This window comes from Halomonas sp. EF61, from assembly GCF_040147045.1.
Lineage (GTDB): Bacteria > Pseudomonadota > Gammaproteobacteria > Pseudomonadales > Halomonadaceae > Halomonas > Halomonas litopenaei.
On sequence record NZ_JAMSHM010000002.1, the window covers coordinates 1,185,332 to 1,209,900 of the forward strand.

20 protein-coding genes are annotated in these 24,569 nt (G+C 66.6%); 8 read left to right on the forward strand and 12 right to left on the reverse strand.

Annotated elements, in window-relative coordinates:
• Window positions 1-55 precede the first annotated feature (55 nt).
• The 4 genes from otnI to ltnD form a co-directional block, all read right to left on the reverse strand.
• Window positions 56-853: a 2-oxo-tetronate isomerase gene (gene otnI / locus NFI08_RS14115; protein ID WP_108448015.1), complete on the reverse strand. Its 798-nt coding sequence runs from the start codon at window positions 851-853 to the stop codon at window positions 56-58.
• A gap of 83 nt (window positions 854-936) precedes the next feature.
• Entirely contained in the window at window positions 937-1,584 is a 648-nt protein-coding gene (gene otnC, locus NFI08_RS14120; RefSeq protein ID WP_045990915.1) for a 3-oxo-tetronate 4-phosphate decarboxylase, read from the reverse strand.
• Window positions 1,581-2,873: a 3-oxo-tetronate kinase gene (otnK, locus tag NFI08_RS14125; protein ID WP_108131285.1), complete on the reverse strand. Its 1,293-nt coding sequence runs from the start codon at window positions 2,871-2,873 to the stop codon at window positions 1,581-1,583. Before otnK ends, otnC begins: the two co-directional genes overlap by 4 nt.
• A 57-nt stretch (window positions 2,874-2,930) precedes the next feature.
• Window positions 2,931-3,872, reverse strand: coding sequence for an L-threonate dehydrogenase (gene ltnD, locus NFI08_RS14130; protein WP_108448013.1), 942 nt, complete (start codon window positions 3,870-3,872; stop codon window positions 2,931-2,933).
• Between the two features lie 502 nt (window positions 3,873-4,374).
• Here ltnD and NFI08_RS14135 point away from each other — a divergent pair.
• Window positions 4,375-5,406, forward strand: a complete 1,032-nt coding sequence (locus NFI08_RS14135; protein ID WP_045990911.1) for a LacI family DNA-binding transcriptional regulator — start codon at window positions 4,375-4,377, stop codon at window positions 5,404-5,406.
• Window positions 5,407-5,512: 106 nt separating this feature from the next.
• Here the strand turns inward: NFI08_RS14135 and NFI08_RS14140 are convergent, their stop codons facing one another.
• From NFI08_RS14140 to zapE, 3 genes are all read right to left on the reverse strand, one after another.
• Window positions 5,513-5,716, reverse strand: coding sequence for a CsbD family protein (locus NFI08_RS14140; RefSeq protein ID WP_045990910.1), 204 nt, complete (start codon window positions 5,714-5,716; stop codon window positions 5,513-5,515).
• A 187-nt stretch (window positions 5,717-5,903) separates the two neighbouring features.
• Window positions 5,904-6,398: a GNAT family N-acetyltransferase gene (locus NFI08_RS14145; RefSeq protein ID WP_240184160.1), complete on the reverse strand. Its 495-nt coding sequence runs from the start codon at window positions 6,396-6,398 to the stop codon at window positions 5,904-5,906.
• A 110-nt stretch (window positions 6,399-6,508) separates the two neighbouring features.
• On the reverse strand, window positions 6,509-7,843 hold the full coding sequence (zapE, locus tag NFI08_RS14150; RefSeq protein WP_124802845.1) for a cell division protein ZapE: 1,335 nt from the start codon (window positions 7,841-7,843) through the stop codon (window positions 6,509-6,511).
• 153 nt (window positions 7,844-7,996) lie between these two features.
• Between zapE and NFI08_RS14155 the strand changes: the two genes are divergently transcribed.
• Both NFI08_RS14155 and NFI08_RS14160 read left to right on the forward strand, forming a co-directional pair.
• Window positions 7,997-8,587 (forward strand): DUF2946 family protein, encoded by a 591-nt coding sequence (locus NFI08_RS14155; RefSeq protein ID WP_349590105.1) that lies wholly within the window; start codon window positions 7,997-7,999, stop codon window positions 8,585-8,587.
• A gap of 73 nt (window positions 8,588-8,660) precedes the next feature.
• Window positions 8,661-10,034 (forward strand): PepSY-associated TM helix domain-containing protein, encoded by a 1,374-nt coding sequence (locus NFI08_RS14160; protein WP_349590108.1) that lies wholly within the window; start codon window positions 8,661-8,663, stop codon window positions 10,032-10,034.
• 119 nt (window positions 10,035-10,153) lie between these two features.
• Here NFI08_RS14160 and NFI08_RS14165 read toward each other — a convergent pair whose 3' ends face one another.
• Window positions 10,154-11,083: a DUF808 domain-containing protein gene (locus NFI08_RS14165; protein WP_108131280.1), complete on the reverse strand. Its 930-nt coding sequence runs from the start codon at window positions 11,081-11,083 to the stop codon at window positions 10,154-10,156.
• A 95-nt stretch (window positions 11,084-11,178) separates the two neighbouring features.
• Here NFI08_RS14165 and NFI08_RS14170 point away from each other — a divergent pair, with 95 nt between their 5' ends.
• The 5 genes from NFI08_RS14170 (at window position 11,179) to NFI08_RS14190 (ending at window position 19,366) form a co-directional block, all read left to right on the forward strand.
• Window positions 11,179-11,553, forward strand: a complete 375-nt coding sequence (locus NFI08_RS14170; RefSeq protein WP_349590111.1) for a hypothetical protein — start codon at window positions 11,179-11,181, stop codon at window positions 11,551-11,553.
• 368 nt (window positions 11,554-11,921) lie between these two features.
• Entirely contained in the window at window positions 11,922-13,067 is a 1,146-nt protein-coding gene (gene wecB / locus NFI08_RS14175) for a non-hydrolyzing UDP-N-acetylglucosamine 2-epimerase (RefSeq protein WP_349590114.1), read from the forward strand.
• Entirely contained in the window at window positions 13,060-15,252 is a 2,193-nt protein-coding gene (locus tag NFI08_RS14180; RefSeq protein ID WP_349590117.1) for a glycosyl transferase family protein, read from the forward strand. The genes wecB and NFI08_RS14180 overlap by 8 nt, the downstream gene beginning before the upstream one ends.
• A complete protein-coding gene (locus NFI08_RS14185; protein ID WP_349590120.1) occupies window positions 15,249-18,398 on the forward strand; it encodes an NfrA family protein in 3,150 nt (1,049 codons plus the stop codon). Before NFI08_RS14180 ends, NFI08_RS14185 begins: the two co-directional genes overlap by 4 nt.
• A 44-nt stretch (window positions 18,399-18,442) precedes the next feature.
• The gene (locus NFI08_RS14190) at window positions 18,443-19,366 is read left to right on the forward strand and encodes a DUF4434 domain-containing protein (protein WP_349590123.1); all 924 of its coding nucleotides are present in this window, start codon (window positions 18,443-18,445) and stop codon (window positions 19,364-19,366) included.
• A 78-nt stretch (window positions 19,367-19,444) separates the two neighbouring features.
• Here NFI08_RS14190 and astB read toward each other — a convergent pair whose 3' ends face one another.
• The 4 genes from astB to NFI08_RS14210 all read right to left on the reverse strand — a co-directional run bounded on the left by astB (window position 19,445) and on the right by NFI08_RS14210 (window position 24,540).
• The gene (gene astB / locus NFI08_RS14195) at window positions 19,445-20,800 is read right to left on the reverse strand and encodes an N-succinylarginine dihydrolase (protein ID WP_286985762.1); all 1,356 of its coding nucleotides are present in this window, start codon (window positions 20,798-20,800) and stop codon (window positions 19,445-19,447) included.
• Between the two features lie 157 nt (window positions 20,801-20,957).
• On the reverse strand, window positions 20,958-22,427 hold the full coding sequence (astD, locus tag NFI08_RS14200) for a succinylglutamate-semialdehyde dehydrogenase (RefSeq protein WP_253028918.1): 1,470 nt from the start codon (window positions 22,425-22,427) through the stop codon (window positions 20,958-20,960).
• Window positions 22,427-23,470: an arginine N-succinyltransferase gene (gene astA, locus NFI08_RS14205; RefSeq protein WP_045990904.1), complete on the reverse strand. Its 1,044-nt coding sequence runs from the start codon at window positions 23,468-23,470 to the stop codon at window positions 22,427-22,429. Before astA ends, astD begins: the two co-directional genes overlap by 1 nt.
• On the reverse strand, window positions 23,470-24,540 hold the full coding sequence (locus NFI08_RS14210; RefSeq protein WP_108131271.1) for an arginine N-succinyltransferase: 1,071 nt from the start codon (window positions 24,538-24,540) through the stop codon (window positions 23,470-23,472). The genes astA and NFI08_RS14210 overlap by 1 nt, the downstream gene beginning before the upstream one ends.
• Window positions 24,541-24,569: the final 29 nt, after the last annotated feature.

Here is a 24,569-nt window from a genome sequence, read left to right on the forward strand (position 1 = left end):
CCAGAGGCACCAGTCATCAAGACATGCATGGAAGCCCTCCTCCTTCGGCGGCGAGTTATTTGGCAACGACACCATGGGCGCGCGCCCAGCCCAGGCCATCTACGGTGTCGCCTGCGGGGCGGTATTCACAGCCGACCCAGCCGTCATAGCCAAGGGCGTCGAGACGCTCGAGCACCGGGCCAAAGTTCACCTCGCCCTGGTCCGGCTCATGGCGCTCCGGGACCCCGGCGAGCTGCACGTGTCCCACCACGTCGAACTGGGCTTCCAGGGTACGGATCAGGTCGCCCTGGACGATCTGGCAGTGGTACAGGTCGAACTGCAGCCGGAGGTGGGGCGAGCCGACGCGCTGGATTACTTCCCTGGCAAGCTCCTGGCGCTGCAACAGGAAGCCCGGCATGTCGCGGCCGTTGATCGGCTCGATCAACAGGGTACGCCCGGCCCGGCCACAGGCCTCGGCGGCATGGGAAAGGTTGTCGACGTAGGTGGCCAGATGAGCCTCTCGGGTGGCCTCGCTGGCGCCTTGCGGCAGCAGCCCCGCCATGGCATGCAGGCGCGGACAGTCGAGCGCCGCGGCGTAGTCGAGCGCACGCTCGAGCCCCTCGCGGAACTCCCCCTCGCGCCCCGGCAGGCTGGCAAGGCCTCGCTCGCCGGCCTCCCAGTCGCCGGGAGGCAGGTTGAACAGCACCTGCGTCAGCCCATGTTGGTCGAGCCGCTCACGCAGCTCGTGCGCCTCGAAGTCGTAGGGGAAGAGGTACTCGACGCCGGTAAAGCCCGCCTTGGCGGCGGCGCCAAAGCGGTCGAGAAAGTCGTGCTCGGTGAACATCATGCTGAGGTTGGCGGCCAGGCGGGGCATCTCGCTCTCCTGATTGTCATTGTCGTGCGGGCCTCGCGTCGGGGGCCCAGTATCGAGGCATTGCCGACGCCAATAGCCCCGGTTCAGTCGCGGGGGAAGCGTGCTTCGAGTTCCTCTACCTGTTCTGGGGTCAACCCACGAGGATTCTGGCCGCGCAGCAGCAGGAACAGCTTGGCGGTCTCCTCGAGCTCTTCGGTGGCGTAGACCGCTGCCTCCAGCGACTTGCCCGCCACCACCGGGCCGTGGTTGGCCAGCAGCACCGCGCTGTGCTTGCCAGCGAGCCCACGTACCGCGTCGCCAAGGCTAGGGTCCCCCGGCACGTGGTAGGGCACCAGCGGCAGGCGGCCGACGCGCATCACGTAGTAGGCGGTCAGCGGCGGAATGCAGTCGTGGTGGTCCACATCCGGCAGGCAGGATACCGCCACCGAGTGGGTCGAGTGCAGGTGGACGATGGCCTCGGACTGGGGCCGCTCGGCGTACATCGCCATATGCAGGAAACTTTCCTTGGTCGGCTTGTCGCCATCGAGCCATTCCCCCGTCGCCGACAACGTCGAGATGCTGGCCGGATCGAGTCGTCCCAGGCAGGCGTTGGTCGGGGTCATCAACCAGCCGCCGTCGTCCAGACGCACACTGATATTACCGCTGGAGCCCATGGTCAGGCCGCGGTCGAACAATGACTTGCCATAGGTGGCGATCTGCTCGCGCAGACGATTGACGTCACGTGCACTCATTGGCTCATCTCCTTGAGCACCTTAAAGCCGCGGCTGAAGATATCGACGCCGCCGAAGTTGCCGGACTTGAGCGCCAGCGACAGGGTCGACCCGCCCACGCGGGCCTGGGTCCAGGGCACCCCGGCATCGATCTGCCCGCCGATATGCAACTGGTCCAGCGACAGCGCCGAGACCACCGCACCGGAGGTCTCGCCGCCGGCCACCAGCAACCTGCCGACACCTTCGTCCACCAGGGTGGCGGCCAGGGTCGCCAGGGCCCGCTCGACCAGCTCACCCGCCTTGGCCACACCCAGGCGCTGCTGGGCGGCCTTGACCCGCTCGGGTGCAGCCGAGGCGTAGACCAGCACCGGTTCATCCGGCGAGTCACGATAGTGGCGACGCACGAAGTCCAGCGCTTCGGCGATGGGCGCGTCACCCTCGGCCAGCGCCAGCGGGTCCAGGGCGATCCCCGGATGGCGCTCGAGGAAGTGCTCGACCTGGGCCAGGGTCGCCCGCGAGCAGCTACCGGAAAGCACCAGGGCCTGCCCCTGGGCCGAGGCCAGCCGAGCCGCGTCGTCGACCGCCTCAAGCCAGCCCTTGCGCCGATACTCGGCGGGCAGCGCCTGGCCAAGGCCCGAGCCGCCGGTGACCAGGGGCAGCTCGACGCAGGCCGCAGCCAGCACCTCAAGGTCGGCGTCATCCAGGGTGTCACAGATGACGTGGCGGACCTTGTCACCTCCCAGGCGGTCGAGGTGGCTGGCACAGGCCTCGGCGCCCTGGCGGATCACCGAGTGGGACAGAAGCCCCACCGCATGCGACGTCTGCGCGCCCAGCACCCGCACCAGATCGGCGTCGGTCATCGGATTGAGCGGGTGATCCTGCATGCCGCTGTCGTTGAGCAGACGATCGCCGACGAACAGGTGACCCTGATAGACCGTGCGTCCGGTGGTCGGAAAGGCCGGCACCATCACCGTCTGATCGCCGCCCAGACGCTCGAGCAGGGCATCGGCCACCGGGCCGATATTGCCCTCGGCGGTGGAATCAAACGTCGAGCAGTACTTGAAGAAGACCTGCCGTGCGCCCTGTTCGGTCAGCCAGTCCAGCGCCGCCAGGCTGTCGGCCAGCGCCTCCTCCACCGGGCAGGTACGCGACTTGAGCGCGACGACCACGGCGTCGACACCTTCCGGAAGCGGCTTGCCGGTGGGCACACCGAGCATCTGCACGGTGCGCATGCCGGAGCGCACCAGATTGTTGGCCAGGTCGGTGGCGCCGGTGAAATCATCGGCGATGGCGCCGAGTACCAGAGTCATGGTCAGTCCTCGTCAAATACGGTGAATAAAGGGGAGGAACACGGCTGCGACGCGGCCTTATCCGGCGTCGTCGTCATTGGCCGCGGGCAGTGCGATCCCTGCGGTGGCGGCGTAGACCTTGACCACCGCGGCGTCGTCTTCGCGTCCCAGCCCCATGCCGCTGGCGGCGGTAAACTGCTGCAGGGCGCTGGCCGCCACTGGCATCGACAGGCGCAGTTCGCGGCCGGTGTCGTGGACGATGTTGAGGTCCTTGACGAAGATGTCCACGGCCGACAGCGGGTGATAGTCGCCGTCCAGAATGTGCGGCACCCGGTTCTCGAACATCCACGAATTGCCCGCCGACTGGGTAATCACCCGGTACAGCGCGCGACCGTCGATGCCCATCTTCAGGCCCAGCGCCATGGCCTCGGCGGCGGCGGCGATATGCACCCCGGCCAGGTGCTGATTGACCAGCTTGACGCTGGAGCCGGGCCCCGGCGTGTCACCCAGCCGGTGGACCGTGGCCGCCATGGCACCAAGCGGTGCCTCGGCCAGGGCGAAGGCCTCGGCACTCCCGGAGGCCATCACCGACAGCTCTCCGCTGGCCGCCTTGGCCGCCCCGCCGCTGATCGGGGCGTCGAGCATCATCAGCCCAGCCTCTGCCAGTCGGCGTCCCAGGGATTCGGCGAAACTCGGCGCCACGGTGGCGCACTGGATCACCAGGCTGCCCGACGCAAGCGTCGCTGCCAGGCCATCTTCTCCAAACAGCACCGCCTCGACCTGATCGGCGTTGACGACCACCAGCAGCACCACGTCACAGCGCGGCGCCAGCTCACGGGCCGACGCCACCGCCTCGCCACCGGCTTCCTCGAAGGCCTGACGGGAGGCGCTGGAAACGTCGCAACCGATCACCTCAAGGCCGCCACGCAGAAGGCTTCGGGCGATACCCATGCCCATGGCGCCAAGTCCCACCACGCCACAGACAGGGGATCCGGCGGATGTCGTGGATGATTCGCTCATGCTGCTCTCCGGTAACGAGGCCGTCAGGGCCGACAAACAAGAGTATGGCCTGCTTCGACTTCATCTGCGGAAGGAGCAGGGAGGCGGTATCTGTACCCGGCACATCGAAGGCCAGCGACCAATACCGATAACAGGACGATAGGAAATCCGGTCGGCGGTGATGGGTGAAGATCACCGCTGCTGCCCTGTAAAATGTTAGCGCTAACATTTTTAGTCCAGAGTCCCTTGCTGCACAAGCAGGAAAGCGATAGACATCGACCAATGTCTAACTACCGCAGGGGTCCCGGTGTCGGGACCATGGGTGCCCCGAGGCGTGCAGCGCTTGATCCAAGCTGCCCTGCATGAAGCGCTCGGCATCAGCCGCTCGAGGCCGAGGCGCTGGGCCATGTCCCCACTGACCTGCGACGCAGGGACAGCCTGGGAACGAGCGAGCCAGCGCGCCCCATTCGGCATACCATGGAAGGCAGGCGTCCCTCTGATGCCATCGATCAAGGAGAGTCCGATGAACGAGACCCAGGGCGGTGATCGCCGCCGCCGCAAGGGCCTGGACAACCCGACGCTTGACGACGTCGCCCGTGAGGCTGGAGTTTCCTCGATCACCGTGTCTCGGGCGATTCACCGCCCGGACAGCGTACGCGAGACCACCCGCAACAAGGTTGAAGCGGCGATCGCCAAGGTTGGCTATGTGCCCAATATGGTGGCCGGTAGCCTGGCCTCGGCCAGCTCGCGCTTCATCCCGGTGATCGTGCCGTCGCTGTCCAATGTGGTGTTCGTCGAGGTCATCCAGGGGCTGCAGGCACAGTTCGACCAGCACGGCTACCAGATGCTGCTGGGCAACACCGACTACAGCATGCAGCGCGAAGAAGAGCTGATCCGCACCTTTCTCGGCTGGTCCCCCACCGCCCTGGTGACCACCGGCCTGCGCCACCAGCCGGGGCTAAGCGCGCTGCTGGAACGTTTTCCTCGACCGCTGGTGGAAATCATGGAACTGGGCCCGGCGCTGGACATGAACGTCGGCATGGACCACGAAAAGGCAGGCGCCGCCATGGCCGATCATCTGATCGCTCGGGGCTACCGTCATATCGTCTTCGCCGGCACCCGGCTCGAGTCCAACTATCGCGCCGCCCAGCGCTACGCCGGCCACCGCACCAGGCTCGAGAAGGCCGGACTTGCGGCCCCGCTGATGGAGTGGCACCAGGACAGCCACTTCGACCTTGGCGCCACGGCGCTGGACGAGGTCCGTCGCCACCACCCGGGCGTCGAGGCGATCCACTTCGTCGACGATGTGATGGCCAGCGGCGCCCTGCTGGGCGCACAGCGCCAGGGCCTGCGAGTGCCCAACGACATCGCCATCGCCGGGTTTACCGGGCTGCCCTTCGGCCGCTCGCTGATGCCGCGTCTGACCACCATCTCCTCCCCCCGCGAGGCCATCGGCCGGCTCGCCGCCTCGCAGATCATCGACCGTCTGGAGGGCCGTGACCCCGAACGCCAGATCGACGTCGGCTTCGCCCTGCTGGAAGGTGAGAGCACCTGAGGACACCAGACCTGACCCACAACGAACAACGGGGAGTCACGATGACTCCCCGCTGGTACAAGACGTTGCCTGCCCGCACGGGCGACAGAGCCCGCGGCACTCGCCGCTACTGATCGAGCCGACCCTTGAGCTTGTCAAACTCCTTCTCCACCTCTTCTCTGGCCAGGCCAAACTTCTGCTGGATGATGCCGATCAGCTTTTCCTTGTTGCCTTCGGCCTGCTGAATCTCGTCGTCGGTGAGTTCTCCCCACTTTTCCTTGGCGGCACCGCTCAGTTCCTTCCACTTGCCTTCGATGGTGTGCTTGTCCATGGCATGATCTCCGGGTCAGTCGATCTCATAAAGGTAGATGGCATACTCCTGACGAAGGCTAGCCTGCGGCAAACCCAGCGGCTAGCCCACCCCACCACACACCTTCGTTTTTTATAAACAATTCAATCAGATAACTTCCGTAAAAGACTGTTTGAGCACAGTCCATCCTCCGACCGACCTTTTCACTTCACCCATCAATCAGCCGCCGCCGCATGATGGTGACCCGCTCACCCAGATAGTCGAGCTCTTCGAGTTCTTCCCATCCCAACCGGCGATACAGTGACTGCTGATCCGGCGTGTAGAGGTGAAGCCACTCGATGCCGTGGTCGCGGGCCTCCCGCTCCACCCGTCGTACCAGCGCGGAGGCGAGCCCCTGACCGCGTTGTTCGGGCGGCACGTAGACCGAGGCGAGCCACGGTGACAGTTCCCGGCGAATACTCATGTCATCCGGCGACAGGCTCGCCGTGCCCAGGGGCTGTCCCTCCTTCATCGCCACGAACACCGAGGGCACCCCGGCCGGACCGCACATCTGAGCCACCGCCTGGCGCCAGCCGTCGATGTCGGCCTCCGGATGCAGGTGCCCCCAGGCGTCAAAGGTCCAGTCGGCGACCTGGTCAAGCTGTTGCGAAGCGGCGCTCAAGCGCTCGATGGTGATCCCGTTCATCTGTCGATTTTCGTCCATTGCTGTCCACTTCCGTCTATTGCCGTTCACTTGTGAGCGTTATTGTCCCTGCCGACACTTTTCGACGGCGCCTGCCGATCGCGGCCTCGCCCAGGCTGACGCCGCAAGGATCAAGGCAACCGGCGCTGCCCGAAGCGCGCCAGCTGCATTTCGCCAAGCCGGCTCAGAGTGCGCCGGAAGGCAAACGCCAGATAGCCATCGGGATAAAGCTCCTCCATCGCCACCGACGCCTCGATCACCAGCGGTACCCGGCGGTCGTAGCATTCGTCGACCAGGGCAATAAAGCGACGCACGCTGTCGTCCCTGGCCCCCAGCGGCGGCAGTACGCGATCACCGGCGGCCACCCGCTCACTGGCGTCTTCTGTGCCACGAGCGATGGGACGCGGGGCGCCCGGTTGCCGATCCGGCGCGGCTCTGCCGTCGCTGTCATCCTCATCAGGCCTGGAAGCCAGGCACGGCACCTCCCCCAGCAACAGCGTATCGAAGCGATCACATAGCGCGATAAAGTCGAGCGCCGCCAGCGGCGCCTCGCACAGGGCCGCGAAGTCGCACCAGAGTACCTGGCCTTCGAGGCCTCTGGCCTCCAGCTTGCGGCCACCAAGCGCCAGTGTTCGGGGCGTCGCCGCCCTGCCGCTCAGCCGAACAAACTGCTCGGACAGAATGCCGGGGTCGCCGGCCCTACGCACAAAATAGCGCTGGTGAACGTCGCCGGGATGGCGGCGATGATCCTGACCGCCATCCAGTTCGAGCACCTGAAGATGGGCCTGCATGGCGGCGATGGCCGGCAGGAAACGCTCGCGATTGAAGCCATCGCGATAGAGCTCGGCCGGCGGCTGGTTCGAGGTAGCCACCAGCGTCAGGCGTCTGGCGAACAGGTGCTGCATCAGCCCGCCCAGCAGCATGGCGTCGGCGATGTCCTCGACGAACACCTCATCGAGACACAGCACCCCGACCTCGGCGGAAAGCTCCTCGGCGAGCCTTGCCAGCGGGTCGGGCTGTCCGCGCCAGTAAAACTGACGCTGGTGCACCCAGCGCATGAAGTGATGAAAGTGCCAACGACGCACCGTCACCGGACTGCATTCGACGAACAGATCCATCAGCCAGGTCTTGCCACGACCCACCGGCCCCCAGAGGTACAGGCCCCGGCTCGTCACGCCGCCAGCGAGCTCCTGCTGCAAAGCGTCCAGCGCCTCGACCGCCCGGGCCTGGGCGGCATCGGCAACCAGATGTCCCTCCTCCAGCAGCGCCTGATAGCGCAGCGACAACGGCTGACATCGAGACTGGTTCAACGGCCCATGGAGCGGCCGATCCAGCCGTTGACTGCCAAGCGATGGCGCCTCTCGGTCCGGCCCAGGATGCGGTTGCAGGCCTTCACCGCTTGCTTCATCGATCCCGCCGCCGATCCTGTCACCGGTCCCTTCGCCCTCTTTGTAGCCGTCACTCATCGATAGATCCCTGGCTGGTGGTATCGACCCGTGTGCCCCTATTGCCGCCGGCACAGGTCCCTCGGAAGAGCATGCCTCCACCGTGGGCAAACGCCAGGCGCTGCACTATAGTGACCCGTCTGCATATTCCCGATCGCTAAGGTTGCCTCTTTCATGCCCTCAGCCGCTCGTCTCTTGAGCTCCCGACCCCGCCGTCAGCGCCGGGTCTGCCTGCTGGCGGTGCTGGCCATGCTGATGCTGTTCGTGGGCCCACTGATCAGCCAGGTCCAGCGCCTGGCGATGGAGGACGAGGCCGGTCGACAACACCACCATGGACATGGTCACCACCAAGGCCTGGCTCAAGGCACCGGACAAGGCCATGCCCAGCATGATCCCACGCCGAGCGCCGCGGAAGTAGAGGGGCACGGCACGTTTGAGCCTTCCGCCGAGGGGGCGGTCGGCAAGGTCGAGGGGCACAGCACGTTTGAGCCTTCCGCCGAGGGGGCGGTCGGCAAGGTCGAGGGGCACGGCACGTTTGAGCCTGCCGCCGAGGGGGCGGTCGGTGACGCCGGGCATCATCACCTGGCCGCCTGTGGCTACTGCGTACTGTTTGCCCAGGTGCCGTGGCTGGCCCTGCTGTTGCTGGTATTGGTTAGCCTGGCGCCGCGGGCCCCGCCGGCACGTTGTGCTGCAGGCATTCCCCCCGTTGTCAGCGGGCGCTTCCAGCGTCCGACTCCCCGCGCCCCTCCCGCGTCATTGTCGTGATCCATCGAGGCCACCGCCTCCAGAGCCACCGAACGGCATCGCCGTCGGCAACTCCGCCTCCAAGAGAATGACCATGACGACGCACGCGAAACCCGTTGCGCCGGCGCTGAAGACGCTGGTGATACGACTGCATTTCTATATCGGCCTGCTGGTTGGCCCCTTCATCTTCTTCGCCGCCCTCACCGGCACGCTCTATGCGCTGACCCCGGCACTGGAGCAGGCACTGTACCGGGACGCGCTGACCACCGGTTCGGACAGCGCTTCCGCGACCTTAGCCCGGCCATTGTCACGCCAGATTGCAGCGGCCCAGGACTATCTCGATGATTCCGCCCTGCCCAGCGCCGTGCGCCCGGCCCCCGAACCCGGCGCCACCACCCGGGTGATGTTCGCAGACCCAAGCCTTGATGCCGGCGAACACCGGGCGATCTTTGTCGACCCGCAAAGCCTCGAAATCCGTGGCGACATGACTGTCTACGGTACCAGTGGGGTACTGCCGCTACGCCGGATCATCGACCAGATCCACCGCAGCCTGATGCAGGGCGATCCCGGCCGCCTCTACAGCGAGTTGGCCGCTTCCTGGATGTGGCTCGCCGCCCTCGGCGGACTGGCCATCTGGGCGGTCACCCCCTCGCCCCGAGTGCAGCCCGGCAAGCAGACCCGCACCGCCCGTCGCTTGCGCACCCGCCGACGCCACAGTCTGCTGGGGCTGTTCCTGCTGGTCGGCCTGCTGGCCCTGTCGGCCACCGGCATGACCTGGTCGAAGTACGCCGGCGACAACTTCTTCACCATGCTCAAGGCCGCGGGCTGGGGGACGCCTCGGGTGTCCCAGTCGCTTCAGGCCCACGACGTCGCCTACGACGCACACGCCGACCACGCCATGCCCGGCGCTCACCCGACCGTATCGGGGTCGCTTGAGGCCTTCGACGCGGTCGAACGCCAGGCCCGTGAGGCAGGCCTCGACGCCGGCAAGATCGAGTTGCTGGTGCCCGGCGACAATCAGGCCTGGAAGGTGCGCGAGATCGACCGTAGCTGGCCGTCCCAGGTGGACGAGGTGGCGATCCATCCGCAAAGCTTCCAGGTGCTGGATCAGGTGAGCTTCAACGACTACCCGCCTGCGGCCAAGCTCACCCGCTGGGGCATCGACGGCCATATGGGCATCCTCTTCGGCCTGCCCAACCAACTGCTGCTGGCCACGCTGGGCATCGGCATCATGACCATGGTCGGCTGGGGCTACGCCATGTGGTGGCGCCGCCGTGCCCTGACCCGCGACAGCCAGACGCTGTGGCAGGCCCTGCTGGAATTGCCGCTGTCGGTGCTGGCGCTCATTTCGCTGGTGGCGCTGCTGCTGGGACTGGCGATGCCGGTAATGGGGGTAAGCCTGGTGATATTCCTGACGGTGGACGCCCTGCGTACCCTGGTCGCGGCACGCCGACGCGCTACCGGCTAGGCCCCGCATCAGTAAAGACAGGAAAGGGCCATCGGCTATCAAGCAAGAAGGGCGACCCTCGGGTCGCCCTTCTTGCTTGATGCCAGGAGCACGCTCCGCCCCTGTCTACCTATCCGCGATCAGTGGCCCTTGCCCCGAAGCCGCTGGACGCCGGTCCAGACGGCCACCAGGGCAGCACCCACGGCCAGGCCGAACAGGCCGTTCCCCAGCATTGGCACCAGCCCGTGCATGATGGCGTCGAGGCCGGGAAGGGCTACCTCGGTCTCGGCCAGCCCCTCGATCCAGTGCCCGACCACCGGGATGCCGTGGGCAAGAATGCCGCCGCCGACCAGGAACATCGCCAGGGTGCCGAAGATCGACAGCCCCTTCATCAACAGCGGTGCGCCCTTGAGCAGTCCTCGGCCCAGGGCCTGTGCCAGGCCGCCGTCCTTCTGCGTCAGGTAGAGCCCCAGGTCGTCGAGCTTGACCAGCCCCGCCACCAGGCCGTAGACACCCACGGTGATCAGCAGGCCGATAGCTACCAGCACCGCGATCTGCTGGCTCAGGGGGGCGGCGCTGACGGTGCCCAGCGCGATGACAATGATCTCCGCCGAGAGAATGAAGTCGGTACGGATGGCGCCCTTGATCTTGTCGCGTTCAAAGGCCTTCATGTCGGTTTCGCCGTCGGCCAGCGCCGCCAGTCGCGCCTGGCGCTCCTGCTCGGCGTCTTCCTTGTGCAGGAACTTGTGGGCCAGCTTTTCGGCGCCCTCGAAGCACAGAAAGGCCCCGCCAAGCATCAGCAGTACCGTCACCAGCCAGGGCACGAAGGCGCTGATCAACAGCGCGCCGGGAATCAGGAAACACTTGTTGAACAGCGACCCCTTGGCCACCGCCCACACCACCGGCAGCTCGCGATCCGCCGCCACGCCGGTGACCTGCTGGGCGTTGAGCGCCAGATCGTCGCCGAGAACACCGGCGGTCTTCTTGGCCGCCACCTTGGTCATCACCGAGACATCGTCGAGCAGGGTGGCGATGTCGTCGATCAGGGTTAACAGACTACTTCCAGCCACAGGGCATCCCTCCTTGGCCTGGGAAAACTTGGGTAGACTCAGCATAACCGCTCGGCCTCTTCGCCGCCGCAGCAATTGCCCCGGAGGTCTATGCCATGTCGCAAGCATCCACTGGAAAGCCGGCAGCATCAAAGGCCCAACCAGACTTGCCCGATGCCAGGCCGCAGCCAGCTTCAGATCCCGCTGCTGACGACCTGACAGCCGACAAGCTGACGCCCGACGACCTGGCGCTCTTGCTCGAAGCTGTGCCCGAGGGGTACAGCGAGGTGCACTACCGGGGACGCCGCTACGCCATGACCCGACGCACCTTCAATCGAGGGCGCTCGCTCAAGGTGTTCGCCCGGGAGTTGGGCGGCAACGATATGGTCAGTCTCAACGGCTACCTGACCGCTCGTGGGTGGCAACTGAAGCCTTGCGAGATGAGCGAGCACAAGGTGCTCGACTTCCTTGTGCATTGCAAAACCGGCTGACTTGCTGGCTGGGTCGTCCCGGGATTGGATTCCCGCCGCTGCTCTCTCTCCACGCTCGCCGCCGCCCTCTCTCCAGGCTCGCCGCCACCCTCTCTCCCCAAGCTCGCCGCCGCCCTCTCTCCCCAAGCTCGCCGCCGCCCTCTCTCCCCAAGCTCGCCGCCGCCCTCTCTCCACGCTCGCCGCCGCCCTCTCTCCCAAGAGTCGCTCCGCCTCTCCCTTACGAGGTGTCGCCCTCTCGCCGCTTTCGGCAAAAAATATCCTTTTGTTGACCTAGATCACCGCGATAACGCCCGGTTCGCACCGAAGTATGCTGAGATAATCAAAGAATACTTTACTCCGCTCCCATGGGACGTCTCATGCCTGTCGTCATGCTCGTTGTTGGAACCCGTCCCGAGGCGATCAAGATGGCCCCGGTCGCCCAGGCCATACAGGCATGCCCGGCACTGTCACTGCATCTGTGTGCCAGCGGCCAGCACGACGAGATGCTGTTCCAGGCCCTGTCGCTGTTCGACCTCACGCCGGACAGCAATCTGGCGGTGATGAGACCAGCGCAGACCCTCAACGGTCTGATGCAGGCCATGATCCAGGCACTCGACCAGGACATGTCACGGGTGGCCCCCGACCTGGTGATGGTCCATGGTGATACCGCTACCTGCTTTGCCGCGAGCCTCGCGGCCTTCCACCGGCGGGTCCCGGTGGCTCACGTGGAAGCCGGGCTGCGCACCGGCAATATCGCGTCGCCCTGGCCGGAGGAGGCGTACCGCAGCATGGTGGCGCGTATCGCCCAGCGCCACTACGCCCCCACCGCGTCGGCGCGTCACAACCTGCTGCGTGAGCAGGTAGCGCCGGACTCCATCCTGGTGACCGGCAATACCGTCATCGACGCCCTGGCCTGGATGAAAGACCGCCTCGACCGCCAAGGCTATCGCCCGGCAGCCCCCTCACCGCTTGCCGCGCTGCGCGACGACGCCAGGCTGGTGCTGATCACCGGCCACCGCAGGGAAAACCACGGCGATGGCATCCGTACCATCTGCACCGCCATCGCCGCACTCGCCGCTCGCTACCCCGACGTCGACCTGGTCTACCCGGTCCATCTCAACCCGGCGATCAAGGACGTCGTCGAACACGCCCTGGCGGGCATCCCCAACGTGCTGCTGGTGCCCCCCCAGGACTACCGTGACTTCGTCTGGCTGATGGGCCGCGCCTGTCTGATCCTCACCGACTCCGGCGGCATCCAGGAGGAGGCTCCCGCCCTCGGTGTGCCGGTGCTGGTGATGCGCGAGCACACCGAGCGCAGCGATGCGCTGAGCGCCGGTACCGTCATCCTCACCGGCAGTGACAGCGACGCCATCGTGGCCGCCTCGGCGCGCCTGCTCGACGATGAGAAGGCGCGCCAGCGCATGGCCGCGATCCCCAATCCCTACGGTAGTGGCGACGCCGCCAGGCAGATCATCGAAGACCTTGACGATTGGCTTGTCCGCGCCGTCGAGACACTCGAGGCCGGCGATGCCTGAGTTATCCCCCGAGCTGTCACTGTGGCTGGTCGACGCCACCATCCATGTGCTGTTCGCCCTGAAGTACGTCGCCATTGGGCTATGCCTGCTGATGCTGGCCATGGGCATCGATGATCTGTTTCTCGACCTGGTCTACTGGACCCGGCGGAGCTGGCGCTACTGGTCGATCTATCGCGATAACCCCAGGGCCAACGAGGAGCGTCTCTATCAGGCCCGGGAGAAACCGCTGGCGGTCATGGTGCCGGCCTGGCAGGAAGTCGGCGTGGTCGGCCAGATGGCCCAGCTGATGGCCAGCACCATGGACTACGAGAACTATCAGATCTTCGTCGGCACCTACCCTAACGACCCCGAGACCCAGGCCGAGGTAGATGCGGTCTGCCAGAGCTTCAGCAACGTGCACAAGGTGGTCACGGTACGCCCCGGCCCGACCAGCAAGGCCGACTGCCTGAACAACATCATCGAGGCCATCGCGCGCTTCGAGAAGGCCGCCGGGATCGAGTTTGCCGGCTGCATCCTGCACGACGCCGAGGATGTCATCTCGCCGATGGAGCTTAGGCTTTACAACTATCTGCTGCCGGACAAGGACCTGATCCAGGTCCCGGTCTACCCCTTCCGACCACGCTGGTATCAGCTCTCCGGCGGCCACTACATCGACGAGTTCTCCGAGTACCACGGCAAGGACGTGCTGATTCGCGAGGCCATGTGCGGCCAGGTGCCCAGCGCCGGGGTCGGCACCTGCTTCAGTCGTCGTGCGCTGGCCCACTTGAGAGAGCTCAATGACGGCATCACCTTCGACATCTGGAGTTTGACCGAAGACTACGATATCGGCTTTCGCCTGCACGAAAGCGGGCTTTCCTGTGTCTTCGTGCGCTACAGCGTCGAGCGCGACGAGCTGTCGCCTCGGCGCGAACACGCCCACGGCCTGTCGATGCGTGACAGCAAGGTGATCTGTGTGCGCGAGCACTTCCCCACGGCGCTGGGCGCGGTGGTTCGGCAGAAGTCCCGCTGGATCACCGGTATCGTCTTCCAGGGTTATCAGCATCTAGGCTGGAGCCGCACCAACTGGCGTCTCAACTACTTTCTGTGGCGCGACCGTCGTGGCCTGGTGGCCTACCCCCTGGCGCTGGTCGCCACCCTGCTGATGCTGATCTTGGCAGGGCTTTGGCTGTACGCCGTGCTGTCGCCACAGGCCTGGCACTTCCAGTCGATCCTCGGTGGCTGGCTGCTGGAGACCCTGCTCACCATCAATGGTCTGCTGCTGGTCAACAGGGCCTTCCAGCGCTTCTACTTCGTCAAGATCTACTACGGCTGGCGCCAGGGCCTGCTGTCCTTTCCACGCATGCTGTGGAGCAATCTGGTCAACTTTCTGGCCAACGTGCGGGCCTGGAAGCTGTTCTTCACCCGGGCGCGTCACCGCACCTTCGCCTGGGACAAGACCACCCACGACTTCCCCCAGCTCGACGACGCCGTGCAAGTCTCTCTCGAAGCCCTGTTGATCGAGGATGGCGTTGTCACCGCGAGCGATATCGAGCGCATAGGTGTTGAAGTCGGAGCACGTCGGCTACCCAGGGAGCTGATTGCACGAGACCTGGTGTCCGGTGCGACGCTGGCCAGGCTTGAAGCCAGACGGCGGGGCATCGCCAGCGTCGAGATCCATCCGCTGGTGCTGTCGCCCGCGCTGATCGACGCCCTGCCCCGGCATGTCGCCCTGCGCTACGCCACGCTGCCCATCGGCGAGAGCGGCGACAGCCTGATCATCGCCACCGAGATCGCCTTGAGTCCGGTCGCCATCGGCGCCATTGGCCGTCGCATCAAGCGTCCTGTCGAGCAGCGTCTGGTCCCGCTCGGACGCGTCACCCTTGGCCTGCGCCACTGGTACCTGGGAGAGCTTGGCGACGTCGACCGGGACCGGCTGCTTGAGCTGGATGCAGACGCCGACGCCGCACGCCTCGATGGTTACTGCGCTCACCAGTACCTGCTCGGAGAACTGTTGCTGGAGCAAGGGCTTATCACACCCGCCCTGTTCGGCCAGGCGATGATCGACTTCGATCCTGAACAGGGTCGTCTGGGCGACTTCCTTGTCGCGCGCGGGATGATCGAATCGAACGACCTTGAGCGAGCACTCGCGCTCCAGGCGGACCACCGCCGACAGGCGGCCCGCAGTCTCGAGGATGTGGCGGTATGAAGGCCAGGGCGATATCGCTGCTGATCGCCGTGTCGCTGGCTCAGCTGCTGGCTCAGCCACCGGCCTGGGGGCTGAGCCAGTTCGAGGAGTTTCACAGCTACCCTTATCTCGACAAGGCCTACCGGGCAGCAGAACAACGCGACTGGGCGCAAGTCCAGCAGCTGATGGAGCACCTGATCAGTCAGGTGCCCGAGAACGTCGAGGCCTATCGCCTGCTGGCCCAGGCACTGGCGAAGCAGGGCAATCTGGATGGCGCCATGGCGGCGCTGGGGGCGCTGGACGCCAACGTGGCGGCGGTCCAGATCAATGCCCTGCGCCAGGCCTGGATCGCCGATGGCCACGCCAGCGAGGGCGAGTTGACGCTATGGCTCAGCGAAACGTCGGGCAGCGCCCGGGAGGCCCTGTGGAGCGCCCAGGCCAACTATTTGCGCGCAACCCGCGGCGCCCGGGCAGCACTGGAATGGCTTGCTACGGTGCCCGCCCGGCAGGACGCCCTGGCACGGGACCGCTACCGTGCCGCCCTGGCCGAGCAAATCCAGGACTGGAACGGCGTGATCGATGCGCTGGTGCCCCACGCCATGGAAGATACGCTGAACGACGACGACTGGCGACGCCTGTCGATCGCCATGATTCAGACCGATGATGCACGCGGCATCAATGCCTTGATCGCCAGGCTTCCCGAGGGCGACGTCCGCCATTTCGTGCTGCGCGCAGGCGCCGATCGCGCCATCGCCCTGGGCTACTCCGGGATCGCCCAGCGCTGGCTGGCCACCCTGGAGCAGTCGGATCAGCTGGACGCCAGCGACACCCGCAAGCTGCTGCAGACCTCGCTGGCAGTGGGCGACACCGACAGGGTCCGCCAGATGGCCAGCCGCCAGGACACGGATTGCCTGACGCTGGTGAGCTGGCTCAGCGATCATGGCGACCCCGAGGCCTTGAGCACCTTCACCGAGTGCGACGCGAAGGAAGATCCGCAAAGCTGGCTGATACTCGCCGATCGTCTCGATGCCCTCGAACTGCTGGAAACCACGGAACTGCCGGAGGCCTGGCACCAGCGACGCGATCGGGTGCTGCTGGATCGCTATCGCGCCGACGGGCTGGATGACAAGGCGCTGCGCCTGCTGACACGTCAGCCACAGACGCCGGCGATCCTGCGCGAGCGCGCCGAGTTGACCCAGCGGCTGGGACGCCCCGAGGCCGCCGAGCTATGGCAGCAGCACTATCATCTGACCGGCGATTCCGGCTCGCTTGAGCAGGCAAGCTATCTGTATCTGGCATCACAGCGGCCCCAGGCGGCCCGGCGACTGCTGGAGCAAGCCTTCAAGCTTGCCCCCGAGCGGCTATCGGCGACCTCACTGGCGCGACTGGCCCAGCTTTACGCCGACGACAATGCCGGCGTCACCGACGCGACGCTGGAGGCGCTGGTACGCCAGCCCCGACTGGCCGATACCGAGCGCACCAACCTGCTCGAACAGCTTGCCCGCCACGATCGTTGCACCGTCGTTCGCAGCGTGGCCGACGCCAGCACGCCACCCTGGGCGGCCCTCGGGATCTGCTCGCAAGACAGGCCCGCCCAGGCCGCCGCCTATTTCCAGAGGGCGCTCACACAGCTCAGCCCGCGCCAGCCAGAAGCTGGCGCGGGGACCGCTGCAATGACGCAGCCAGAGATCCAGGCCCGCAAACGCCTGGCGTTCGCGCTGTTTGCCGCCGGCGACCCCGACGCCGCCTGGCGTCAGTGGCGAGCGTTCGAACGCGACGGCGCCAGCGACGGCAAACTCGACCAGACAGACCGCCTGGCCGGCGCGCGCAGTGCCCTGGCAAGTGGCGACACCGAGGGCGCCTGGCGCTGGTGGCCCGAGGATAGCGATAGTCCTGAGGCGAGGCTGCTCGGCGCACGCATCGCCTTGGCCCGCCACGACGACGCCGGCGCCGTGGCACTGGCCAGAGGCGCAGTGGCAGCCGCCGGCGGAAAGCCCAAGACCGACGCCGCCATCCTGGAAGGCGCGAGCCAAGTGGCCCGCCAGGCCGGAGACCCGACCCTCGCACGCCGCTGGCTGACCCAGGCCCAGGCGGCCTCGCCGGGCTCGCCAAGGCTTGCCCGGGAGCTGGGACTGACGCTCGCTGCAACGGAGGAAGCAGGTGCTCGGTCAGAGGCCATTGCGCTGCTCGAGCGCGCCCGCCAGGCCTATCCCGAGGATTACGTCAGCGCCGCCACCCTGGGGAACCTCTACAGCAGCATTGGCGACAACGCCCGCTCCATGACCCGCATCGAGGACGCCATCGACCTGCAGCCCTTCGACCTGGCGGTAGGCGAGGACAGCCTCGAGGCCATGGCCGAGCGCCGCTACCGGCTGCGAAGGACCCACGAGACACTGACGCGGCGCGACCGGATCACGCTGACCAGCAGCTGGTCGCCAACCAGCCCGACGCCGGGGATACGCAGTGACTCATCGAACCACGATAACGACGAAGATAGCGGCCACGATATCAACACCCAGGTGGTTCAATGGGACCACGCGCTTGGCCACGACCCGATCCACCAGGGGCGGGAGCTGGCCGGCTATATGAGGGTCATCATCGGCGGCGATGATCGTGACGACTACGGGCGAGGACGCTCCCTGGGCCTGGGACTGCGGGCCAAGCCGTTGGCCCGTCACAACCTGAACCTGTACGCCGAGATGTTCGCCGAGTCCCAGAAAAACGATGGCGAGCACACCGACTACAATCTGCTGCTGAGGGCCACCGGCTCCTTTCTGGATCAGGGCGATCACAGCAGCGAATGGCGCGTAAGCCAGGAGCAGTGGAATGAGCGCTCGCTCTATCTCGACGCCGCCTGGTGGACCCAACGTGGCGATGTACAGCTGTTCGGCCGCTACCGCCAGGGCCGCACCTTCAAGCTGCCGACCCCTTCGGCCCAGACGCTGATGCCCTACGCCAGTTTCCAGGCCACCAGCCACGACACCACCGGCTGGGACGAGGATGTACGCCTCGCCGCAGGACTGCGCTGGGAGTTGTGGTACGACGAGGATCACTACAACGCCTTTCGCCGCAAGCTGAGCGTCTCCACCGAGTACCAGCAATCCCTGGGGGGCAACCTCTACCAGGAACGCGACGGCTGGATGATCCATCTGGAGCTGAGCCTGTGATGAACTCAAGCATTCTTGTGGCCGGGCACCTCAAAGGCACCGCGGTGCCAGTCCCATTCGCTGGCATTATCGCGCCACTGACCCTGACGGTGGTCCTTGCCATGCCCGTGGGGACGGTCGCTGCCGCCGACGACAGCCTCCTGACAAGAGCCGCCGAGGCCTACCGTAGCGAAACCCTGTTCTACCAGCCTCAGAATCGCGACGCCTCGCTCAGCCGACAGCAGTGGCAGACGCTGTGGCGGCGTACCCGCGAGAACGGCGTCCACACCTTGATCGTGCAGTGGACCCAGTACGGCGAAGAGACCTTCGGTGGCGCCGATGGCTGGCTGGCCAACGCCCTGGTCGATGCCGAACGCCAGGGACTCGAGCTGATTATCGGTCTCTATCAGGACCCCGAGTACTACGAAACCCTCCCCGACAACGCCCGCTTCCGTCACTACTGGTATCAACAGTTGGCCAAGGCGCACGCGCGACAGCAGCAGATCCAGCGCCAATGGCCACTGACGCCGGTGGGCTGGTACCTGCCGGAAGAACTCGATGACTGGCTGTTTCGTGAACCCGGCGTACGCCAGGAACTGACGCGCCAGTTGGCCAGCGCCAGCCAACAACTGACGGGCCCGCTGCACCTGAGCATGTTCAGCGGAGGCTTCGTGACGCCAGGGGTCTACGCGGCCTGGGCCGAGAACATCACCGAAAGCGGCTGGCAGGTGTGGTGGCAGGACGACGAAGGCGCCCGCAACCTGGATCCGCCCATGCGCCAGGCCTACCGCGACGCCCTGAGCTGTCGCATCGGCGTCGTCCGCGAAGCCTTCGCCCGCACCAGCGCGACCGAATCCGACTTCCAGGCAAGCCCGGCGACCCCACGCCAACGCGGCAACGACTGCCATCCGGACGCGGTCTTTTCGCTGCGTTACATGCCCTGGGCAGAAGCGCTGCACCAAGGCCCACCTGGCGCTCTCGCTCAATAAAAAACCCCACCGGGGAGGGTGGGGTCGAATCGACAAACAGCAACCAGGATACGCGTGCTCATTTGAGCCCATCGCGGCTCAGTTGCCAGCTCCCTGGAAGGGGTACACAGGGCCCAGCGCGAGGAGGGACGTCAGCTCGTCCAGCGCCGCCAATGTCTCCTCGGCGAGCCTGGGATCGGCCAGGTCTTCCGGTGCCAGACGTTCGCGGTAGTGACGCTCGACCCAAGCGACCAGGTCAGCGTAGAGGGCGTCGTCGAGCAGCACCCGGCCGGACAGCGCCTCGCGCTCGGCCTGGCTCAGCACCACCCTGAGCCTCAGGCAGGCCGGACCACCGCCGTTGCGCATGCTCTGCTTGACGTCCTTGACCACCACCTCGCCGATCGGGTTGTTGCCGGCCAGTAGGTGATCCTGGATGCACCGCCACACCGCCTCACGCTCCTGACACTCCCCCGGCACCACCAGGGTCATGCTGCCGTCGTCATTGGACAGAAGCTGGGAGTTGAACAGGTAGGAGGCCACCGCGTCCTCGAGGCTGACCGCCTCAAGCGGGACCCTCACCGGAATCAGCGGCGTCGACATCTTCTCGCGCAGTGCATCGAAGGTGGCCTCTTCGTCTCGGAAGGCCAGCTCGTGGTAGAGCAGCACCGGGCCGTTGCCCACGGCGATGACGTCGTTGTGGAAGACCCCGGCATCGATGGCATCCGGGTGCTGCTGGGCGTAGACCACTTGATGCTCAGCGAGCCCATGCTGGCGGGCGATGGCCTGGCTGGCCTCCAGGGTCTGGCGGGCCGGAAAGCGACGCGGCTCGACGCCGTCACCACCGAAGGCCTGACGTCCGTAGACGAACAGGTGCACCCCTGGCTCGCCGTGCTCGCCGCACAGCCGGGTGTGGTTGGCCGCGCCTTCATCGGAGAACGCCGGGGTCGCCGGCAGCACCGGGTGATGGGCGAAGTGGGCGGGATCGGCGAAGATCGCCGCCAGCACCCGACCGGTGGTCTCCGGCTCCAGAAAGCGGTGGAAGCTCGACTGCAGGTTGGCCGGGGTGAAGTGCACTCGACCGTCAGCGGCATCCAGGCTCGGCGTCACGGTGCCGGCGTTGGCCGTCCACATGCTGGAAGCGGAGCACACCGCGCGCAGCAGTTGCGGCGCCTGGCTGGCGGCCTGGGCCAGCACCTGACCGTTGTCGCCGGCAAAGCCCAGCGAGCGCAGCGCCCCCAGGTCAGGGCGCTGCTGCGGCGGCAGCACGCCCTGCACGTAGCCTGCGTCCTTCAGCGCCTTCATCTTGGCCAGGCCCTGCAGCGCCGCCTCGCGGGGGTTGGACACCAGGCCACCGTGGGACATCGACGCCACGTTGCCGTGGGCCAGCCCCGAGTAGTTGTGGGTCGGCCCCACCAGGCCGTCGAAGTTGACCTCGACCACGTCCCGCTGGCTCATATCGCTCACAGACTCACCCCCGGCGGCAGCTTTTCGGGCAGATTCAGGGCTTCGCTCTCCACCGAGGCGACCGGGTAGGCGCAGTAGTCTGCTGTGCCAGATAAAGAGCGCGCTGGGCGCGTTGTCGCGTCGACGAAGTTAGCTGCTGATAGCGTCATCACAGGCTCACCCCCGGCGGCAGCTTTTCGGGCAGGTTGAGGGCTTCGCTCTCGACGGAGGCGACCGGGTAGGCGCAGTAGTCAGCAGCGTAATACGCGCTGGGGCGATGGTTGCCGCTGTCGCCGACGCCGCCGAAGGGCGCGTCACCGGAGGCGCCGGTGGTCTGGCGGTTCCAGTTGACGATACCGGCGCGGATGCGCAGCAGGAAGTCGTCCCAATCGGCCCGCTCACCACCGATCAGCCCGGCGGACAGGCCATAGCGGGTGTCATTGGCGAGTGCGATGGCGTCGTCCCAGCTCTGGTAGCGGTAGACCTTGAGCAGCGGCCCGAAGTGTTCCTCGTCCGGCACCTCGACCCCGGTCACATCGACGAGTCCCGGTGTCAGCAGGCTGGTGCCCGGCTCGACCTGGCGCATGCGCGACAGCACCTTGCCACCGCGAGCCTCCAGGTCTGCCTGAGCGGCGAGCAGCCCCTCGGCCGCCTCGACGCTGACCAGACCACCGTAGAACGGCGCCTCCTCGGCAAAGGGCTCGGCCACGCGCAGGCGCTCGATGGCACCGCTCAGGGCGTCGATCAGGCGATCACCGGCCTCGCCCTCGGGCACGATCAGGCGGCGGGCGCAGGTGCAACGCTGGCCCCCGGACAGAAAAGCCGACTGCAGGATGGTCAGCACCGCGGCGTCCTCATCCGGCACGTCCTTGACCACCAGCGGGTTGTTGCCGCCGAGTTCCAGCGCCAGCACCTTGCCCATCTGGCCGGCGAACTGCTTGTGCAGAAGGCCACCGACCTTGGCGCTGCCGGTGAACAGGAGGCCATCGATACCGGCATCGGCGGACAGCGCCTGGCCGACCTGTGCCGCGCCCTGTACCAGGTTGATGACGCCCGCCGGCAAGCCGGCCTCGAGCCAGCACTGCAGGGTCAGATCGGCGGTCAGCGGGGTCTGCTCGCTGGGCTTGAACACCACGGTATTGCCGGCCAGCAGCGCCGGCACGATATGCCCGTTGGGCAGATGGCCGGGGAAGTTGTAGGGACCGAATACCGCCATCACGCCATGGGGGCGATGGCGCAGTACCGCCCGGGCGTCGCCCAGGTCACGCTCGCGCTCGCCGGTGCGCTCCTCACGGGCACGGATGGACAGCGCCACCTTGCCGATCATGGCGCCGACCTCGGTGCGTGCTTCCCACAGCGGCTTGCCGGTCTCGTGGGCGATGCTCGCCGCCAGGTCCTCGCGGTGGCTTTCAAGCACGCCTCGGAAGCGCTCGACCAGGGCTTCACGCTCGTCAAGCGAGGTCAATGCCCAGTCGGGAAAAGCCTTGCGTGCGCTGGCAACGGCCTGGGCGACCTGCTCGTCGCTGGCGGCCTTGCCCTGCCACAGCTCGGCGCCGGTGATCGGGTCGAGCTTGGTGAAGGCCTCGGCGTCGCCGGACATCCACTGTCCATCGATAAGCAATTGTTGTGTGGGTTGCATCACGCCTCCTCGTCGGAATTCAGCACGCGCAGGGTGTCGCCGGAGGCGACCTCCAGCCTGCGCGCCTCGTTGTCATTGAGCACCAGCACGCCGTCGGCGTCGGGACCGCGCCCGACCCAGGCGGCACGGAAGTCGGCCATGCGGGTGGTCGCCGCCAGCCACTGGGGCCGCTCGGCGCTGTCGGCGTTGGGGTCGACCTCGACACGCACGTGTCGCGACAAGCGCACGCCCTTGACGTCGTCGATGTAGGCCTCGACCGTGGGACCGCCGTCGAAGATGTCGATATAGCCTTCCCAGCGCAGCCCCTGCTTCTTGAGCATGGCCAGGGCCGGGCGGGTGTGCTCGTGGACCTGACCGATGCAGGCACGCGCCTGCTCCGAGAGAAACGGCGTATAGATCGGGAACTTGGGCATCAGCTCGCCGATAAAGCTCTTCTGGCCAAGGCCGGTCAGCCGATCCGCCTCGTTGAAGTCCATGGGGAAGAAGTTGGCCCCCAGGCAGTCCCAGAAGGCGCTGCGCCCGTTCTCGTCGAAGCGTCCGCGCATCTCGGCCAGCACCTTCTCGGGAAAACGATCGCGAAATTCGGCCATGAACAGCCAACGCATCATCGACAACAGCGCGCCGTTGCGCTGATGGCGGCGATCGGCACCCCGGAACTCCGGGCGCAGGAACAGCGAGGCGACCTCGGCGTCGCCGGTGTGATCCGAGCTCAGAAACAGCGTATCGACGGTGCGATGCAGGTCGAGCTGCTTGGACGAGTGCGCCAGGGTGCCCACGCGGTAGTGATAGAACGGCACTTCACGCCCGACCTGCCCTTCGATGGCGCAGCAGCCGGCCAGATGCCCGCTCTCCTCGTCTTCCAGCACGAAGAAGTAGAGACGCTGGTCCACCGGGGTCTGCTCGTTGAACGCGCTCGTCGCGGAGGCGATCTTGTCCGCCAGAAACTCGCGGTTGTCGGGAAGGGAGGTGAAGCCGACCCCGGTCTCCCGGGCCAGCGCCTGGAGTTCGTCCAGGTCCCCTTCCATGATCGGTCGCATGCGCATTACAGCTCTCCCTCATCGTAGCCCGGGTCGAGCCCGTCATCGCTCAGCCCCAGCGGTGCCGCCAGCACCGCACGTCCTTCTTCCACGCCCAGCAGTTCGGCGTGGGCCGGCGACAGCATCAGCTGGCCGGTGGGCGACAGCGCGTAGCGCGCCACCGTGCAGCAGAAGCCGTCCAGGCGCTGGTTGGCGACCATCGCAGGCTCGGCGTCGGGTAGAGCGTGCTCGGGGCGGATGCGTACCGGGTGCCAGGCGGCGCGACGGAAGGACTCGAGCCGCATGCGGTCACCCTTGATCACCGGGCCTGCGTCGAACAGGTCGACGTGGCGCGAGCGCAGGAAGCCCTCGGCCAGCATCTCCTCCAGCGCCGCCTCGTGGGCCGGGTGCTCGCGCCCGATGGCCGCCCGCGCCTTGGGCGTCAGCAGCGCCAGGTACAGCGGGAACTGCGGCATCACCTCGGCGATGAAGCTCTTCGAGCGCACGCCTGCGATGTAGTTGATCTCGTGGTAATCGCGCACAAAGAAGTGGCGACCGACACTGTTCCAGAACGGCGACTCGCCGTCGTCGTCCAGATACCCCGGGAAGGCCATCGCCAGCACCTCGGCGAAGCGCTCGGGGTACTGGGCGATGAACATCAGCCGGGCGCGGCGCAGCAGGCTCTCGGCGCTGGTGCCCTTGTACCGCGGATCCAGCGACAGCGCGCACAGCAGGCTGGCGTCCGAGACCTCATGGGACAGCGCCAGGGTCGGCACCTCACGGCGAACATTGAGCTGCTGCGAGGCGTGGATCAGGGTTTCCTGGCGATAGGTGTAGTACGCCTCGTTGGCCCCGGCCAGGGCGCGGATGGTCGCCGTACCGACCACCTCACCCCGCTCGCGATCCTCGAGCACGAAGGTGTAGTGCTCGTCGCCGGGCACCTCGGCCTCACTGGCAAACGCCCGCTGGGAGCGCGCGATGCGCTCTTCCAGGCGATCACGGTGGGCCGGCAGGTTGGTCAAACGTGGCTGGGCGGAACCCGCCAGGCGCTCCAGCGCCGGCAGGTCACCTAGCCGCACAGGGCGAACGGCCAGCATCGGATGCCCTCCCGTCAGCTCATGTTGAT

What these genes read in the sequence shown, in the direction of transcription:
- otnI (WP_108448015.1), bottom strand. Translation starts at nt 853, where the DNA reads ATGCCCCGCCTGGCCGCCAACCTCAGCATGATGTTCACCGAGCACGAC.
- otnC (WP_045990915.1), bottom strand. Translation starts at nt 1,584, where the DNA reads ATGAGTGCACGTGACGTCAATCGTCTGCGCGAGCAGATCGCCACCTAT.
- otnK (WP_108131285.1), bottom strand. Translation starts at nt 2,873, where the DNA reads ATGACTCTGGTACTCGGCGCCATCGCCGATGATTTCACCGGCGCCACC.
- ltnD (WP_108448013.1), bottom strand. Translation starts at nt 3,872, where the DNA reads ATGAGCGAATCATCCACGACATCCGCCGGATCCCCTGTCTGTGGCGTG.
- NFI08_RS14135 (WP_045990911.1), top strand. Translation starts at nt 4,375, where the DNA reads ATGAACGAGACCCAGGGCGGTGATCGCCGCCGCCGCAAGGGCCTGGAC.
- NFI08_RS14140 (WP_045990910.1), bottom strand. Translation starts at nt 5,716, where the DNA reads ATGGACAAGCACACCATCGAAGGCAAGTGGAAGGAACTGAGCGGTGCC.
- NFI08_RS14145 (WP_240184160.1), bottom strand. Translation starts at nt 6,398, where the DNA reads ATGGACGAAAATCGACAGATGAACGGGATCACCATCGAGCGCTTGAGC.
- zapE (WP_124802845.1), bottom strand. Translation starts at nt 7,843, where the DNA reads ATGAGTGACGGCTACAAAGAGGGCGAAGGGACCGGTGACAGGATCGGC.
- NFI08_RS14155 (WP_349590105.1), top strand. Translation starts at nt 7,997, where the DNA reads ATGCCCTCAGCCGCTCGTCTCTTGAGCTCCCGACCCCGCCGTCAGCGC.
- NFI08_RS14160 (WP_349590108.1), top strand. Translation starts at nt 8,661, where the DNA reads ATGACGACGCACGCGAAACCCGTTGCGCCGGCGCTGAAGACGCTGGTG.
- NFI08_RS14170 (WP_349590111.1), top strand. Translation starts at nt 11,179, where the DNA reads ATGTCGCAAGCATCCACTGGAAAGCCGGCAGCATCAAAGGCCCAACCA.
- wecB (WP_349590114.1), top strand. Translation starts at nt 11,922, where the DNA reads ATGCTCGTTGTTGGAACCCGTCCCGAGGCGATCAAGATGGCCCCGGTC.
- NFI08_RS14180 (WP_349590117.1), top strand. Translation starts at nt 13,060, where the DNA reads ATGCCTGAGTTATCCCCCGAGCTGTCACTGTGGCTGGTCGACGCCACC.
- NFI08_RS14185 (WP_349590120.1), top strand. Translation starts at nt 15,249, where the DNA reads ATGAAGGCCAGGGCGATATCGCTGCTGATCGCCGTGTCGCTGGCTCAG.
- astB (WP_286985762.1), bottom strand. Translation starts at nt 20,800, where the DNA reads ATGAGCCAGCGGGACGTGGTCGAGGTCAACTTCGACGGCCTGGTGGGG.
- astD (WP_253028918.1), bottom strand. Translation starts at nt 22,427, where the DNA reads ATGCAACCCACACAACAATTGCTTATCGATGGACAGTGGATGTCCGGC.
- astA (WP_045990904.1), bottom strand. Translation starts at nt 23,470, where the DNA reads ATGCGCATGCGACCGATCATGGAAGGGGACCTGGACGAACTCCAGGCG.
- NFI08_RS14210 (WP_108131271.1), bottom strand. Translation starts at nt 24,540, where the DNA reads ATGCTGGCCGTTCGCCCTGTGCGGCTAGGTGACCTGCCGGCGCTGGAG.